Source organism: Vibrio sp. Isolate23, assembly GCF_022398095.1.
GTDB lineage: Bacteria > Pseudomonadota > Gammaproteobacteria > Enterobacterales > Vibrionaceae > Vibrio > Vibrio coralliilyticus_A.
The window spans coordinates 527,870-543,918 of sequence record NZ_JAKEUV010000001.1 but is presented as its reverse complement, the minus strand read 5'-3'; the positions used below and the strand labels follow the sequence as shown (position 1 = coordinate 543,918).

Sequence of the window (16,049 nt, the reverse complement as noted above, 5' to 3'; positions counted from 1 at the left end):
TAGAAAAGCGCCCTCAACCTCGTTCAGGCTAGGTTAAGGGCGCTTTGTTTTATCTCATGCTTTTAACCGATAACAACCTGGCCTAGCACGTATCCTAGGCAACATGCCCCAATCACACCTATCAAGCCGACAGACATAAATGAGTGGTTGAAATACCACTTACCGATTTTAGTTGTACCGGAAGTATCAAAGTTCACCGTGGCAATATCTGAAGGGTAATTCGGGATGAAGAAATAGCCGTAAACGGCAGGCATCAAACCAATCAATAGGGCAGGATCTAAGCCGAGCCCCAGACCAACAGGGAGCATCATACGAGCTGTTGCTGCTTGCGAATTGACCACAACAGAGACGATGAATAAAGCCAAGGCGAAAGTCCAAGGGTAGTTTGTCACCATTTCAACGATACCAGAGCGAAACTGTGGCATGGCATATTGAAAATAAGTGTCGGACATCCATGCAATACCAAAGATGGCAATCGCTGCGACCATACCTGACTTAAATACCACGCCGTTGGGAACATCGCGGGGGTCAGTTTTGGTCGCCAATAAGATCACACCACCGAAACACAACATCATCATTTGAATGATGACCGACATCTTAATCGGCTTATCCCCTTCAACGACGGTGCGAATTTCCGGCACCATCGCGATGATCACAATAGTGATAATCGAGGCAAGGAAAATGAGTACTGCATTACGCGCGGATGCCGGTAAGACTTCGTCGAGAGAAGTTGCAGTGGTACTTTCGATACGTTTTTTCCACTCAGGATCTTTAAGCCTCGCTTGATACTCAGGATCTTCGCTTAACTCTTTACCACGTTTAAGGCTGTATAGAGACATCAAAAGCGTGCCAAATAGCGTTGCGGGTACCGTAACCATCAAGATAGAAACTAAAGTGATATCGTGTTGAATATCGGCAAGCTGAGCGAGGTAATAGACTACTGCAGCAGATATTGGTGACGCAGTGATCGCTATCTGTGAAGCGACTGAAGAGGCTGCCATTGGCCGCTCAGGACGAATACCATTCTTCAGTGCTACATCGCCGATAATAGGCATGATGGAATACACAGCATGACCTGTCCCCAAAAGAAACGTCATGGAGTAAGTGACGAATGGAGCAATGAGTGTGACGCGTTTAGGGTTCTTGCGCAGAAGCCGCTCAGCCACTTGCAGCATATATTTCAGTCCTCCAGCCGCTTCTAAGATAGATGCACAAGTGACAACGGCGAGAATGATCAGCATGACGGTGACTGGCGGTGATGTCGGTGGCATCTTAAATATGAAGACTTCAATCACCAAACCAATTCCTGAAACGACACCTAAACCGATACCGCCGTAGCGAGAGCCGATATAGAGCATAAGTAACAGGAAAAGAAACTCAAAATACAACATAGAGCAATTCCTTAAATATATTGTGGATAAAGACATTGTCAGAAGCTAACGAATAAATTTCTCCGTTGGTGGTCACACAATACGGATGAGTAAAAATGGAAAGTGCTTTCTAAGATACTGCTCACAGAGATATCAATACAACTTACTGACTCTTAACAATAGTTTCACACTATTGGAACCTAAATGGGCGGTAGGCTTGGGATGTTTATCTTTTAAACGGAAGGCGTAGGTTTACCAGCTTGCAGTCATTCAATGTGCAATGACTTTCAATGGTTGTTTGAATAATTACTCAAACTTTATTCGGCAAATTATTTTATATACTCAAAATTGAGACAACTTCGCCAACACCAATGAGATACCCTATAGCCGATTTATGGTTTGCACGAAACCTATATAAATTTGGGAAGTAATTATGGAAAGTATGCCTTCTATCCTTATTGTTTGTATGGGTAATATTTGCCGTTCGCCACTCGCTGAGGTTGTTCTGAAAACAAAAGCAGACCAGCGAGGCCTAGCACTGGATATTGCTAGTGCTGGAACCCTCCGGGATCAGGTCGGGAATTCACCAGATAGGCACGTTCAAACGCTGGCACGTCAGCATGGTTATAACCTAAGTGGTTTGACGGCAACTCAGGTTAAGGAAGAAGATTTTTCCAATTATGACATGGTCTTAGCGGCAGATAGAGCCAATTTGGCCTCTCTACATGACCTATGTCCTAGAGAGCACAGGAGTAAGCTGGCTTTGTTCCTCTCTTACTCAGACATTGAAGAAAAGGAAATCCCTGATCCTTATCAAGGTAGTCGTGCACGTCATCAAAAAGCGTTTGAACTAATTGAGAAAGGCAGTGATGGGGTGCTTAATTTTATAACGTCAATAGAAGCGTAAGCTTTGTTGAAAGTGTATTAGAAGTGAGGCGCTGCGAGGCAGTGTTTATTCGTTGAAACAGAGTCCTTCTTACCAAAAAGACTGACTTCTTATTTTTTATTTATTTTTGTTTATTTTCTTGCCGAGCTTAGATTCGGTCGGATAGCTATTGATTGAAATTTATCGACGACGATAAATGATGCTTGGCTTAATTCAGGGAACAAGTGTTGTGAAAAAGGTTTTAATTACGTTTGGTACTCGACCAGAAGCGATCAAAATGGCGCCTTTGGTTCACCAAATGAAAGGTGACGCTCGATTCGAAACCAAAGTATGTGTGACGGGGCAGCACAGAGAAATGCTGCATCAGGTGTTAGAGCTCTTTCATGTCGAGCCTGATTATGATCTCGATATTATGGAGCCGGGTCAGACACTGACGACGGTAACCACCAAGATCTTAACTGGTATGGAACGAGTACTTAGTGAGTTTAAACCTGATGTTGTTTTGGTTCACGGTGACACGGCAACAACCTTAGGCGCAACGCTAGCCTCGTATTATCAGCAAATTCAGGTTGGCCATGTTGAAGCGGGCCTTCGTACAGGAAATATATACTCTCCTTGGCCTGAAGAAGGCAATCGAAAACTCACAGGCTGTTTGACGAATTTCCATTTTGCTCCAACCAAAACTTCGCGACAAAACCTTGTAGACGAGAATGTGGCTGACACGGATATTCACGTGACAGGGAATACGGTTATTGATGCTTTGTTTATGATCCGCGATAAGATTGAAAACGATTCGGATCTCAGAGCCACACTAGACAGCGTATTTCCAATGCTGGAAGCAGACAAGAAGCTGATTTTGGTAACAGGTCACAGGCGAGAAAGCTTTGGTGGCGGGTTCGAACGCATTTGTCAGGCACTGTCCGACACGGCTAAACGTCACCCAGACTGCCAAATTTTGTATCCGGTGCATCTTAATCCTAACGTTCAAGAGCCTGTCAATCGCCTGCTTAAGAACATTCCAAACATTCATTTAGTTGAGCCTCAACAGTATCTCCCGTTTGTCTATCTGATGAATAAAGCTCACATCATTTTGACAGATTCAGGCGGCATACAAGAAGAAGCACCATCTCTTGGTAAACCTGTTTTAGTGATGCGAGATACCACAGAAAGGCCAGAAGCTGTCGAGGCGGGAACCGTCAAACTGGTCGGTACAGACAGTGACCTAATTTGCCGTGAATTAACTCAGCTTTTGACGGATAAGACCGCATACGAATCTATGAGTCAAGCTCATAATCCGTATGGTGATGGCCTAGCTTGCCAAAGAATTGCAGATATTTTAGCGCTTTAAAGATTAAGGAACACAAGATGTTTAACAAGGTTTCAGTTGTAGGTTTAGGCTATATCGGTTTGCCAACGGCTGCGGTGATTGCTTCTCGCGGAATTGAAGTGATCGGTATTGATGTTAACCAGCATGCTGTAGATACCATCAATAAAGGTGAAATCCACATTGTAGAGCCAGATCTTGATATCGTGGTTCGTAGTGCGGTAATGACAGGCAAGCTTAAGGCGACAACCGTCCCAGAAGCGGCGGATGCATTTATGGTAGCGGTACCTACACCGTTTAAAGGTGACAACCACGAGCCTGATCTTAGCTATATTGAGAGTGCAGCAAAGGCAATTGCACCAGTATTAGAGAAAGGCAACTTAGTGGTTTTAGAAAGTACGTCTCCAGTCGGTGCAACAGAAAAAATGGCTGGATGGCTTGCAGAAGCGCGACCTGATCTGACGTTTCCACAGCAAAGTGGTGATGCGGCAGATATTAAAGTGGCGCATTGTCCTGAGCGAGTATTACCGGGTTATGTTCTTCAGGAACTGGTCAGTAACGATCGTGTGATTGGCGGTATGAGCGACGCTTGTAACAAACGTGCAGTTGAACTTTATCAGACTTTTGTGCGCGGTGAATGCATTCTCACGAATTCTCGCACGGCGGAAATGGCAAAACTGACTGAAAACTCATTCCGTGACGTAAACATTGCTTTCGCCAACGAACTCTCTCTCATTTGTGAAAAGCTTAAGATCAATGTTTGGGAATTGATCAAGCTATCTAACCGCCACCCTCGTGTCAACATCCTTAATCCAGGCCCAGGTGTTGGTGGTCACTGTATTGCGGTTGACCCATGGTTTATTGTCAACAGCTGTCCTGATGAAGCGAAGGTGATTGCGACAGCTCGTCAAGTCAATGACGGCAAGCCTCACTGGGTTGTTGATCAAGTCAAACAAGCGGCAGACGAATTTAAGAAGCCTGTGATTGCTTGTTTAGGTTTAGCCTTTAAAGCCGACATTGATGATTTGCGTGAAAGCCCTGCACTAGACATCACTACTCAGTTGGCGCATGAAGATGTTGGACAAGTGATTGCCGTTGAACCAAATATTTCCTCTTTGCCTGAACATCTGATTGATGCGGGTGTTGAGTTTATGGACTTAGAGCGCGCGCTTGAAATTGCAAATGTAGTTGTCGTGTTAGTGGATCACAAGCAGTTTAAAGCGGCAGATAAAATCGCATTCAGCAAGAAAGTGGTAATCGATACAAGAGGTGTTTTGGCGTGACCTATTTCAGAGAGCGGAAGAAATAAGTCATTCGCTCTCTGAATTAACTCGTCTAAGGTTCGATGATGAAAAAAGTCCTGCTGGTGATGCCATTAAGTACTCTTGATTGGGGAAGCGATAACGCAGGCGGCGTTGATTCTGTCTGCCAGCAAGTTGTTCAGTCACTTGAATTAGATGCTCCTGAAGGTTATCAGTATGAAATACTGGCAATCAAAGTGGGTGCATCTAAACAAGAGTTGAATAAAAGAATCCAACTTAATGAACAAACGCATGTCACTTTTATTGCTAAGAAAGGGAAAGTATTAGGAGTACCTGTACCTGGATTTGTTTTCCAAAACATGATGTTAAGAAAGTTGGTTCGTCGTTTCCAGCCCGATGTGGTCCATAGTCATTTACCGAGTCTTCCACTGCTACCAAGCCGAAATAATCGTTCAGTGATTACTCTCCACTCATTAGGAAAGGTAGCCAGAAAAAGTCGCGGCTGGTTAAATGATTTGATTTTTGAAACCCTGCTACCTGCTATCAGTTTACGATCTGCTGATCGATTAACCTATGTCGGTGATATCTTGTTTGACTCTCTACCAAACGTTATGCGCCATAAAGCACGTAAGGTAGGGAATCCAGTCAATGATGTTTACTTTAAGCAAACCAACCGACTCCAGTCAGATTCACTGCGTTTGGTGACTTGTTCGTTAATTACTCCACGTAAACAGGTGGATCAGATCATCAAGTTAGTTGCTCAGCTAAATACCAGTCTTGATGCTGACCTGAAGATCATTGGCCCCGTTGATGAGAGCTATGCGTCAGAGCTAAACAAGTTGGCTGAAGAGCTTAATGTAGCGGATAAAATCTCATGGCTGGGTCCAATGAATGTTGGGCAAATTAAGCAAATCTACGCTGAGTCTGATGTCGGGGTATTTCTTTCACGTGAAGAGACTTTCGGTCTTGTACCCTTAGAGATGCTAGCGTCAGGCTTACCCGTTATCGCTACTGCAGTCGGTGTTTTACAGGAGGAGCAGGCGTTTTTCCGTAACGCTGGTGTCTACTATACCTTAGCGGATGGCTCGGAATCAGAAGCTCAAAACGTTTTACAGTTTTTAGATAACTTGCCCGCTGTTGATACAAAGTCTCTGAGTGCTAAGTTTTCACAACAGGCAGTGGTCGATGACTATCAAAGGCTGTATGGAGAGCTGTTGTGATTAAAAAGCTGCTCACTTATGCACCTGTTCAGATCCTTTCAGCTTTAAGTCTGTTCGCACTTATTGCGATACAGACGCGTTTTCTTTTACCCGAAGAATACGGCTTTCTCGCCGTGTTGATGGTCATTGTGGAAGCGTCCCGTTCAGTGTTAGTTCAATGGATAAACAACTGTCTCATTCGTTTTTACCCAAGCGCTGAACAGGACCAACAGATACAAATCAGCGCGACGCTTGTGCGTTGGTTAATCGGTAACACGCTCTTGTCATGTTTTGTCATTGCTGCCTTAGTGGCGTTGCTGAGTGTGTTTGAGTGGCGTGTCTTTTTTGCTGTGTATGCTTTTTTCGTCGCAAAAGTCATCTATTTGTTTGTGATCGAATATGCACGCGTGAACCAAGAGTCAGGGTATTACCGTCGTTCTGTTATGACTCAAGCTGTCCTCTCAATCGTTATGACAGTAGTATTACTCTCTTTTATACCTGCATTAGAAATGGCTTTACTTGCTTTAGTGATGAGCTATTCGGTAGCGGCCGTTATCAGCCTTCGAGCTGGAGAGTGGCACCTCAGAGTAGCGACCAACACTGAAACTAAGAAAGCGCTATTTTCTTACGGCGCACCGCTTATGTTGTCTGGTTTACTGGGTATATTGGCAGCAAGAAGTGATCGTATTTTTATTGCTAACCTCACCGGGCTTGAGCAAGCGGGGCAGTATGCCGCAATTGCGAATCTTTTGTTTGGCATTATGGCTCTGGTTTTTATGGCTATTGCATTGCCTCTTTATCCAGAACTCACCAAGCTTACTCAAGATCGAAAACGTTTAATCGCTAAACACAAAGTATACAGTGGGTTCCTGATTGCTTTGAGTCTACCGGCGTATACGGGTCTGTGTTTATTAGCGCCGATGCTTGTTGGTATTTTTCTCGGTGACGCCTATGGGAATGTTGATCTGACGACGTTTTACTTGGTGGCCGCTGCTGCCTTACTTTTTAACTTACGTGCACATTTCTTCGATCATGGTTTGCAGTTTACATTGAAGACCAAGTATGTGCCTTTGATCATGGCGGTTGTTTTGTTGGTCCAAGTTTTGGCCGCATTTGCTTTGATTCCACAATTTGGTGCATTAGGTGCAGCGATAGGTATTGTGATAGCTATGTTTGTTGGACTGTTGCTGACAGCATGGATAGGTTGGAAAGCTGGTTATCATTATCCGGTACCTAAAGCCTTGTTGCGAACAATGATTGCGACAGCGGTTATGGCACTGGCAATACTTCAAGCTAAGCAATATATTGAGCTGGATAGCAGTGTGTTGACTTTGGCTCTTTTAGTAATGATTGCTTTAGTCGCGTATGGTTTAACGCATCTGCTTTTGAACAGTTTCCAGATCAGAACCTCGCTACTTAAGTTAAGGGGGCGTCAGCGTGCTATCTAGGATTTACCTGTTGCCCTTTGTTGCTATCGCTTCATCAATTCTTCTTGGTGGTTACTTGCTAGAGGACCTTGGGGTACCTTACGTTTCTCAGGGGGGATCACCTCTCTTTAAGATTCATTTGTACTCTTACTTAATTCTTTTGGGCTTTGGGTTGGTTTTTCTGCTTGATGGCATTAAAGGAATTGCACTGAGGCTGGGTAACTACTACCGTTTTTGGCTGATGGCGCTGGCGTGTAATGTGTTTGTGATCCTCTACGGTTTTGCTATACACGGCACATCTGGGATGGCATATCTGATCAATACTTTTTTGGCGCCAGTTTTGATTGTCCCATTGCTTGCTTATCTTACTGACAATCAAAAATCCTTATTGCTTAAATTGATTGCCTATCTGATATTGCTCAATTCGCTTGTAGCTGTGATGGAGTACATGCTTCATTTCCGTCTGGTTAATGTTGAGTTCCAAGAGTTTTCATTCTTTCGCTCGACGGCCTTTTTGACCCACCCGCTCAACAACGCCTTGGTAACGGTCAGCATTGCTCTATTGGTGGCAAGTAGAACTAAGCTACCTAGTTTTGTTTATATGTTGATTGTGTCGCTCGCATTATTCGCATTTGGGGGGAGAGCGGCGCTGGCTATCTTTATTTGTGCGGTATCGGTTTCCATGGCACCAATGTTGTGGAGAGCCATTACCCAAGGGGTTCCAGACAATAAACAAAAAATTGCCTTGTTTATGCTGATCGGGTATTTCGCATTTTGGGCTGGTGCATATTTGCTGGTGTCTTCGGGTATCACGGAGCGCATTGCCTCAAAACTCTATATCGATGGTAGTGCGTCCGCACGATTGAATGTGTTCTATCTGATTGATCAGCTTAGTTTCCGAGAGTGGTTATTAGGTGCAAGTCATCGCTTGATGGAATCGATCGAGCTTTATATTGGTATCAATGTGATCGAAAACTACCTCATTGGCTGGATATTCACTTTTGGCTTGGTGGGGACTATTCCTTTGTTTTTAGTGGTGTATGTGCCACTAACCTATTTCGCAGTCACAGGAAGCCTCATTGAAAGAATGAGTGTTTTTTCGTTTGCGGTAATCAGTATTACCAACAACTCCCTGACGACTAAAACACCAACTTTATTACTACTTTTCACCTGTCTGTATTTAAGCAAGTCATTGCGTGAAAAGTGGGCAGATTCACAGAATTCTCAATTAAACTCGGGTTACTCACATGCCTAATGCTATTGCTATTTATCGAATTGCGCGCTGGTTTTATCTGAAAAAAGTCCCGCTGATTCCCAAGCTTTTTCAGTTATTTATTTTCATGTTTTACAACTGTCGAGTACCTGTCAAATGTCATATCGGTAAAGGCAGCTTTTTTGTCGTTAAAGGTATCGGCGTATCACTTCATGACAAAACGGTTATTGGTGAGCAGTGCAGCATCGGCATTGGATGCAAAACGGTCGGTAAAGGACCATTTAAAGAAGTCCCTAGAGTGGGTGACCGTGTATTTATTGGCCCTGGCGCCGTTTTAATTGGCCCGATTATTGTGGGTGATAATGCTATCATCGGTGCAAATAGTGTGGTGACGAAAAGTGTTCCTGAGGGGGCCATTGTTGGGGGGATTCCGGCCAAGATCATTGGTTGGGTTAAAGATAATGATTATGACATTCACGATAACCGTGCTGATGTTGAAGGGACAGCCCCCTTCTTGCAAGATACCCGTGGTTAGAGGGCGTTGATGTGTATACTTCGTCCATTTACAAGAAGTCTCCTGTCTTTGTTCAAAACATTATGGTGTCTCTGCGTGACTTAGTTCGTGGAGCCATTCGTAGTGAAAGTCGTATTGCTGGCTTAAAGCAGCAACTGAGAGAAAATGAGTATTCTCATGATGCACTAAAGGTATTTTGTGACAAGCAACTGGAAGCCGTTCTAGAGCGTGCGAAAGATGTGAGTGCTTATGGAGACAAGCAGCAATTAGACCAGTTTGATTTTATTGATAAACAAGATGTCAAAGCCTCACCGAATGCCTTCCTTAACACAAGTTTGAACCCTAAAGTGACGGTGAAAGGCAGCACCAGTGGTACGACTGGGACACCTCTTTCTATCCCTCAAGATCTCGACTCAGTTCTCAGAGAACAAGCTTTTGTCTCTCGTCACCTAGAGTGGGCAGGATACCAGAAAGGCGATAAGCGAGCTTGGATCCGAGGCGATATGGTTGTGCCGTTATCGCAGAAAGAGGGGCCTTATTGGCGTTATTCTATCTTTGAAAGCATGATTGTCATGTCGTCGTTCCACCTCACGTCAGATGCGATTCCGAGTTATCTCAAAGCGATGGAGGATTATGGCGTAGACATAATCCAAGCATACCCATCTTCTATTGCTACGTTAGCCAAGTTTCTGGATAGCAAAGATGAGTATTACAAAGGTCAGTTAAAGTCGATTGTCACTTCCTCTGAATCTTTGTCTGATGAAGATCGCCAAGTGATAGAAAAACGTTTTCGATGCAAGGTCTTTGATTGGTATGGGCTATTTGAGCGTGTTGCTGCGATAGGCAGCTGTGAGTACGGTCATTACCACCTCATTTCAGATTACTCTCATGTTGAATTCCTACAAACGGAAGAGGGTAAACATGAGATCGTGGGCACTAACTACAATAATGCCCTCTATCCTCTGGTTCGCTACCGTACAGGTGACCACGTTGTTTTGGCCGAAAATCAACGTTGCTCATGTGGCAGAACTTACCCTGTAATTAAAAAAATTGAAGGGCGGGTCGGTGACTATCTGCTTGGTGAAGATGGTCAGAAAATTCATATTCTCAACCATATTCCTAAAGGTGTAGAAGGGTTAATCAGTTGCCAATTTGTTCAAGACAAAGCGCATTTAATCAAAGTACTCGCTGTGGTTGATCAAGCTAAATTTACAGTTCAGCAGGAGCAGCAATTGATCCTTAATACTCAGGAACGAATTGGACAAAGCCTACAAGTCGAGGTGCATCAAGTGAGTGCATTACCGAGAACGAAAAATGGCAAGGTGCGTCAGGCGATATGCAGTGTGGAGAGCCAGAGTTGAAAAAGAACATCAATCTAACTATTGCGACTGACATTAAAGGACAAGGTGGCATTGCTACTGTGCTGAATGTTTATCAACAAGCAGGCTTTCTGTCTGATAATGCCGTTCGTTTGATCGCAACGCATTCTACTAACAATCGTTTTGGTTCTTTGGGGGCACTGATGCGTTATCTCAGTGCGCTAGTTAAAGTCATTTATTACTTTGTTTTTTACCGAGTGGGGTTGGCACATATTCATGTTGCTTCACGAGGTAGCTACTTACGAAAAGCATTACTAGTTAGGCTGATTAAAGTCCTCGGCGGTAAAGTGATTTTGCATTTGCACGGTGCAGAGTTTCGTGATTTTTACGCCAATGAATGCGATGAGAAAAGGCAGAAGCACATACGTGACACATTTGAAATGGCGGATGTGGTGATTGTCCTTTCTTCTCAATGGATAGATTGGGCGCGAGCGACTTTTACCCGCTCAGAGCATTTCCAATTGGTATACAACGCTGTTCCATCACTTGAACTTCCCACTAAAGCCAACCCTCCACCGATGATTAGCTTCCTTGGCAGAGTGGGTGAGCGAAAAGGGATCCAAGATCTGCTAACCGCGATGGTGCGAGTCAAACAGCAATGTCCTGACGTTAAGCTATTGATTGGGGGAGATGGTGAGGTTGAGAAGTACCGCGCAATGGCACGGGATTTGGGATTGGAAGCACAAGTGGAATTCTTAGGTTGGGTCTCGGGTCAACACAAACTCGATGTGCTGCAGCGGACCCAAATCTACTGTTTGCCTAGCTACAACGAAGGCTTTCCAATGGGCGTATTGGAGGCCATGTCGGCTGGAATTGCCGTAGTATCGACGTATGCAGGTGGTATTCCGGATGCAATTGCCAACGGCAAGGAAGGTCTTCTTGTCGATGCGGGTGATGCAGATGCCTTAGCCGATGCACTTATTGAACTACTGAACAACCAAGAAATGAACCAATACTATACCCAGAACGCAAAACAGAAATTCGATGAGCATTTTTCTGTTCAAGCCATTATTCCTCAAGTGCAACGTATTTATGATGCCGTGCTTATCCAAAGGAGTCGCGCATGATCACTGATATTCAGCGTTGCTTGTTAGCTGATGCTTCAAGCAATGATTTTGCGGGTTATGATCCATTTGATGGTCTAAACGCTCGTCTCTTTGATGTGTTTCCACGTTTGCGCAATTCGCTATTTGGCCTTGCATGGATTCAGATGTTCAAACGCTCGAACATCAATATGCGCCATCTTCTTGGGGTACCTAAGAAGCGTAACCCTAAAGGGGTTGCATTGTTTATTTCTGGGATGTTGGAGCAGTACCAAGTGACTCAGGAGAAGCATTTGCTTAAAGAGGCTGAGAAACTGGCTGATTGGTTGCTAGAGAATCAATGTTGTCGCGAGACATGGGGAGCATCATGTTGGGGATATCACTTTGATTGGAAAGCGAGGGCATTTTTCGTACCTAAAGGCAAACCCAACGTTATATCGACAATTTACGTCAGCCGAGCATTATTTGATCTCGGTAAATTGACCAATAAGCAAAAATACGTGGATACCGCCTGTTCCAGCGCCAAATTTATTGTTGAACACCTTTACACAAAAGATCAGCAAAGACAGTTTTTTGCTTATATTCCTGGAGAAAAAGCATTTGTTCACAACGCGAGCTTGTGGGCCGCTGCTTGGGTTGGCTTTGTCGCATCCGAGACCGAGAACAATGAATATCGTGAGTTAGCTCGATCGGTTGCTTGGCAAAGTGTGAAAGAACAGTCACCTGATGGCAGTTGGGTGTATGGCGCACGTAGCCATCACCAATTTATTGATGGCTTTCATACTGGTTATAATTTGGAAGCTTTGTACGAGCTTAAGTGCGCGTTGCAAACCGATGAATTTGACGAGTCAATTGATCATGGCATGGCTTACTACAAAACGCATCTTTTTGAAGCTGATGGGACGGCAAAGTATTACCACAATAATCGTTACCCTCTTGATCCACACTCAGTCGCGCAGGCGGTGATCACTTTGATCAAGGTTGGAGGAGAGCAGGAAGATGTAGACATGGCAGGCAAAGTGCTCAATTGGTCAATTGCAGAGCTTTACCTTTCAGACAAGAAACAATTCGTTTATCAAAAGAGTGCACGTGCAACCAACGCAATTAATTATGTACGTTGGACTCAGGCTTGGATGTACCTGTCGATGAGTGTTTATTTAAAGAATCACAAAGGAGATAAATCGTGAGCCGAGTAACTTTTCTAGGTAGCCCAATGGACACCATGACTATGTCTGAAACGGTTGAAGCGATTAAAGGTCGTATTGAAACCGGTGAGTTTACTCAGCATGTAGTCGTTAATGTCGCTAAATTGGTGAACATGAAGAAGGATCAAGAACTGGCTCAATCGGTGACCGAGTGTGACATCATCAATATCGATGGGATGGGGGTTGTCTGGGGAGCTAGGTTTGTTGGACATCAGATCCCAGAGCGAGTGGCTGGCGTTGATTTATTTTATGAGTTGAATGCTATGGCGGAGAAAGAGGCGTTTCCAGTTTTTTTCCTTGGTGCCAAGCAAGAGGTGGTCGAAAAAACCGCTCAGATTATGAAAAGCAATCATCCAAATCTTAATATTGCGGGACATCACCATGGGTATTTTTGGGATGACGAAGCAGCTCTTGTGAAGAAGGTTAAAGACTCAGGAGCAAAGTTGCTGTTTGTCGCCATTACATCACCTAAGAAGGAAAACTTTATTAATAAGTGGCGAGATGAGCTGGGTGTTGATTTCGTTATGGGTGTTGGCGGCACATTTGATGTCGTGGCGGGCAAGGTCAATCGAGCTCCAGCATGGATGCAAAATGCAGGGCTTGAGTGGTTGTACCGTGTTATTCAGGAACCGAGAAGGATGTGGAAACGTTATTTGGTCACAAACTCAAAATTTGCTTTTTTATTATTGAAAGAGCGTTGGGGTAAATAATCAATCTCCCCCTTCCTCTTTATTTTGTGACTTAAATCACCCTTTTAATGTAACAACTGAAAACTTTGTCTTTGATTAATAAGTATAATGAATACTATAAATATACTTAGTTTTTAAATTGAATGTAAAACACTCAGTTGTTACGCTTTGTTCTGTTGAACTAATAATCCTTTTTACTAACATTCTGGTGTGAAAATGAAAAAACTAATTGCCGCTCTACTTTCGGGTAGTATAGCGTTGAGCACTTCTTTGTCTGTATTTGCTGCAGATAATCAATCAGAGAATGAAGAATTTCTTCTTGATGCACAAATTCAACTTTCTAAAAGCCAAGTACCAACAGAAGGTGGTTATTTATCTGCAAGTATTGACTTAACCAATATTGGTGGAGGTGACGCTGACCTTAAATACTGGGTTTCGGTTAAAGGACCTAAAGGTATTGTATTTCCTGCTAAGTCAGTTGTTGGTTTAAGTAGTTCTGAATTCGATAGTGAAAATATTGAAGAAGGCTCAGCTCTTCATATTGAACGCGGTATTTGGGTTCGAGAATATATGGACGATGGTTTGTATCAAGTTTCTGTTGAAGGTGTAAATGTCGAAACAGGAAAAAGTTTCTCTAAATCAGAGACCTTTGCCAAGGGTGTGAGCCTTGAACAGCCAGCGGCTATTGATGGCTTAATACTTGAAGCATTTGCTGTGAACGACACCGTGTACCCAAGCGAAGGCGGTTATTTGATTCTTGATCTACAAGCTCAAAATACCAGAGAAGAAGCCGCGAATATTGAGTTTTGGGTAACCGCAATCGGTCCTGATGGTTTGGCTATCCCTGTCCATGCTCGCGTACTTAAGTCAGTGCCAGCTTTTGATGAGCTGAGCATTATCCGTGGATTTACTTTAGATGCTAGTTACCCAGATGGTGAATATACTATCGTGCCTCAACTGTATGATGTAGACAGTGGCAAACGTGTCGAAGGCGCTATTAAAGTATACAAAGGTGATTCTGCTATTATTGACTAATCTTTATCTTATTAAGCCCTGATTGTCAGGGCTTAATTCTCACCGACTATTATTTTTTTCTTGTTCTCTTCAATATTGATATTTTCAGATGACACATCAATAGATAAAAAATCACAACCGGACTCTTCATCATATTCGTTACCAATAATATTGATGTTATCAAATGAGTAACTGCTATTCTGGCTATAAGTTCTAATTATTTTTTTATACTTTTCTTCGCTTATATTTTCACAAGTTACATTGCTGAATCGATTGTAAGAAATAGAAATGTTTTCTACTGATTTGGTTGGAGACTCATTAGATGTAAAGCTTTGTAGCCTGATCCCCATTGTACTATTTGATATGTCATTATTGTGAAACTCAATATTCTCCCAATATACTGGTTGTTCTGCTCGTGTATTAGGGTAAACATTCATAATAAACCCTGTAATATCGTCAAAATTATTATCTTTTACTGATACATTCGAGTAATAACTTAACTCTAATGCGGTACTGTTTATCTCCTTAAAAGTATTGTGATAAACAAGGGCGCCTTGAACCTCTTTCCGGCTTGATAACTTGAGGGTACAAGCCTGAAACAAGTTATATTCGAAAGTGATGTTTTGCGTACCTGGAGCGCTAGAACCTTGAGTCGCTTGAGTCGTGGTTACCTGACTGCAGTTGCGAAATGTATTGGCGAATAAGGTGGCGTTTTGTGATAGTGAGTCCGTTGGGTTAGGCCCGGTTGTCACCCTTAATGCAGCGTCGCCAAAATTTTCAAAAGTATTATTGGATAGGTGAGAGTCGGAGGTACTGGCAAGGTAAACCCCTTGCTCTCCCCAGACTTGTGTTGTATCGCCGTTATTGAGGCCGATGAAATGAATCCCCCCAATAAACACCTTTTGAGTCTCTTTGATGTACAGTAAATATTCGCCACTAAAGTCAGGACATTTACGTAAGATTGCCCCTTGGCTACCAATTAAAGAGATTTGTTTGGTATTCGTTAAATACAGGGTTTGACACACATCATAGATACCTTCAGGTATAACCAAAATATCCCCAGGATTGAGAGAAGATAGAGCAGTTTGAATCGCTTGGCTATCGTCTTGGGAGTCATTGCTAATCGCACCAAAGTGATCCAGCCGATACACCTTATCCTGAGATAGGGCGGGTAGTGCGCAAAGGGCGGCAATGATAAATAACGGTATTTGCATAATAAACTGACCTAGCTTGGGCGTCGGTACGTTTTCTCGAATTATGGTTGCCATTCTATACGTCGTTGGATACTGAGATAAAAGTTTTTATCTTTTGTCTGTTAAATGAAGCGATATCCCACTTTAAATGTCTCGTTTCTAAGATGTCTCATTATTGAGGCATGTTCTTCTCGCTGAATTGTTGAACAGAACAAATTACATACAGATAATCTGCGCGAAACAATCTAACTGCTTATTTCTGGGTGAAGCAACGTAACGGGAGAATTACGCCAGTCTTGAGCAATACATTAATTTGGCAACAAATCAGCGA

At 43.3% G+C, this 16,049-nt stretch carries 14 protein-coding genes; 12 read left to right on the top strand and 2 right to left on the bottom strand.

Going from position 1 to position 16,049, the window contains the following annotated elements; all coding sequences use genetic code 11:
* Positions 1 to 62 precede the first annotated feature (62 nt).
* Entirely contained in the window at positions 63 to 1,391 is a 1,329-nt protein-coding gene (locus L1D31_RS02465; RefSeq protein WP_239835507.1) for an anaerobic C4-dicarboxylate transporter, read from the bottom strand.
* Positions 1,392 to 1,803: 412 nt separating this feature from the next.
* Here L1D31_RS02465 and L1D31_RS02460 point away from each other — a divergent pair, with 412 nt between their 5' ends.
* From L1D31_RS02460 to L1D31_RS02405, 12 genes are all read left to right on the top strand, one after another.
* Complete coding sequence (locus tag L1D31_RS02460) at positions 1,804 to 2,277, top strand: low molecular weight protein-tyrosine-phosphatase (protein WP_239835506.1); 474 nt, start codon at positions 1,804 to 1,806, stop codon at positions 2,275 to 2,277.
* A gap of 208 nt (positions 2,278 to 2,485) precedes the next feature.
* Complete coding sequence (gene wecB, locus L1D31_RS02455; RefSeq protein WP_239835505.1) at positions 2,486 to 3,604, top strand: UDP-N-acetylglucosamine 2-epimerase (non-hydrolyzing); 1,119 nt, start codon at positions 2,486 to 2,488, stop codon at positions 3,602 to 3,604.
* A 17-nt stretch (positions 3,605 to 3,621) separates the two neighbouring features.
* The gene (gene vpsB, locus L1D31_RS02450; RefSeq protein WP_239835504.1) at positions 3,622 to 4,863 is read left to right on the top strand and encodes a UDP-N-acetyl-D-mannosamine dehydrogenase VpsB; all 1,242 of its coding nucleotides are present in this window, start codon (positions 3,622 to 3,624) and stop codon (positions 4,861 to 4,863) included.
* Positions 4,864 to 4,925: 62 nt separating this feature from the next.
* Positions 4,926 to 6,062 carry a VpsD family glycosyltransferase gene (locus L1D31_RS02445; RefSeq protein ID WP_239835503.1) on the top strand — a complete coding sequence of 379 codons (1,137 nt, stop codon included), beginning with the start codon at positions 4,926 to 4,928 and terminating at the stop codon, positions 6,060 to 6,062.
* The gene (locus L1D31_RS02440; RefSeq protein WP_239835502.1) at positions 6,059 to 7,489 is read left to right on the top strand and encodes an oligosaccharide flippase family protein; all 1,431 of its coding nucleotides are present in this window, start codon (positions 6,059 to 6,061) and stop codon (positions 7,487 to 7,489) included. Before L1D31_RS02445 ends, L1D31_RS02440 begins: the two co-directional genes overlap by 4 nt.
* Positions 7,479 to 8,723 (top strand): VpsF family polysaccharide biosynthesis protein, encoded by a 1,245-nt coding sequence (locus L1D31_RS02435; protein ID WP_239835501.1) that lies wholly within the window; start codon positions 7,479 to 7,481, stop codon positions 8,721 to 8,723. Before L1D31_RS02440 ends, L1D31_RS02435 begins: the two co-directional genes overlap by 11 nt.
* On the top strand, positions 8,716 to 9,216 hold the full coding sequence (locus L1D31_RS02430; RefSeq protein WP_239835500.1) for a DapH/DapD/GlmU-related protein: 501 nt from the start codon (positions 8,716 to 8,718) through the stop codon (positions 9,214 to 9,216). The genes L1D31_RS02435 and L1D31_RS02430 overlap by 8 nt, the downstream gene beginning before the upstream one ends.
* A gap of 11 nt (positions 9,217 to 9,227) precedes the next feature.
* Positions 9,228 to 10,556 (top strand): phenylacetate--CoA ligase family protein, encoded by a 1,329-nt coding sequence (locus L1D31_RS02425; protein WP_239835499.1) that lies wholly within the window; start codon positions 9,228 to 9,230, stop codon positions 10,554 to 10,556.
* The gene (locus tag L1D31_RS02420) at positions 10,532 to 11,641 is read left to right on the top strand and encodes a glycosyltransferase family 4 protein (protein ID WP_275666040.1); all 1,110 of its coding nucleotides are present in this window, start codon (positions 10,532 to 10,534) and stop codon (positions 11,639 to 11,641) included. The genes L1D31_RS02425 and L1D31_RS02420 overlap by 25 nt, the downstream gene beginning before the upstream one ends.
* On the top strand, positions 11,638 to 12,804 hold the full coding sequence (locus L1D31_RS02415) for an aspartate-semialdehyde dehydrogenase (protein WP_239835497.1): 1,167 nt from the start codon (positions 11,638 to 11,640) through the stop codon (positions 12,802 to 12,804). The genes L1D31_RS02420 and L1D31_RS02415 overlap by 4 nt, the downstream gene beginning before the upstream one ends.
* Positions 12,801 to 13,532 carry a WecB/TagA/CpsF family glycosyltransferase gene (locus L1D31_RS02410; RefSeq protein ID WP_345772823.1) on the top strand — a complete coding sequence of 244 codons (732 nt, stop codon included), beginning with the start codon at positions 12,801 to 12,803 and terminating at the stop codon, positions 13,530 to 13,532. Before L1D31_RS02415 ends, L1D31_RS02410 begins: the two co-directional genes overlap by 4 nt.
* Before the next feature lie 195 nt (positions 13,533 to 13,727).
* On the top strand, positions 13,728 to 14,546 hold the full coding sequence (locus L1D31_RS02405; protein ID WP_239835496.1) for an RbmA protein: 819 nt from the start codon (positions 13,728 to 13,730) through the stop codon (positions 14,544 to 14,546).
* A 32-nt stretch (positions 14,547 to 14,578) separates the two neighbouring features.
* On the opposite strand, the gene L1D31_RS02400 is transcribed toward L1D31_RS02405, so the two are convergent.
* Positions 14,579 to 15,793, bottom strand: a complete 1,215-nt coding sequence (locus L1D31_RS02400; RefSeq protein ID WP_239835495.1) for a right-handed parallel beta-helix repeat-containing protein — start codon at positions 15,791 to 15,793, stop codon at positions 14,579 to 14,581.
* Positions 15,794 to 16,049 lie beyond the last annotated feature (256 nt).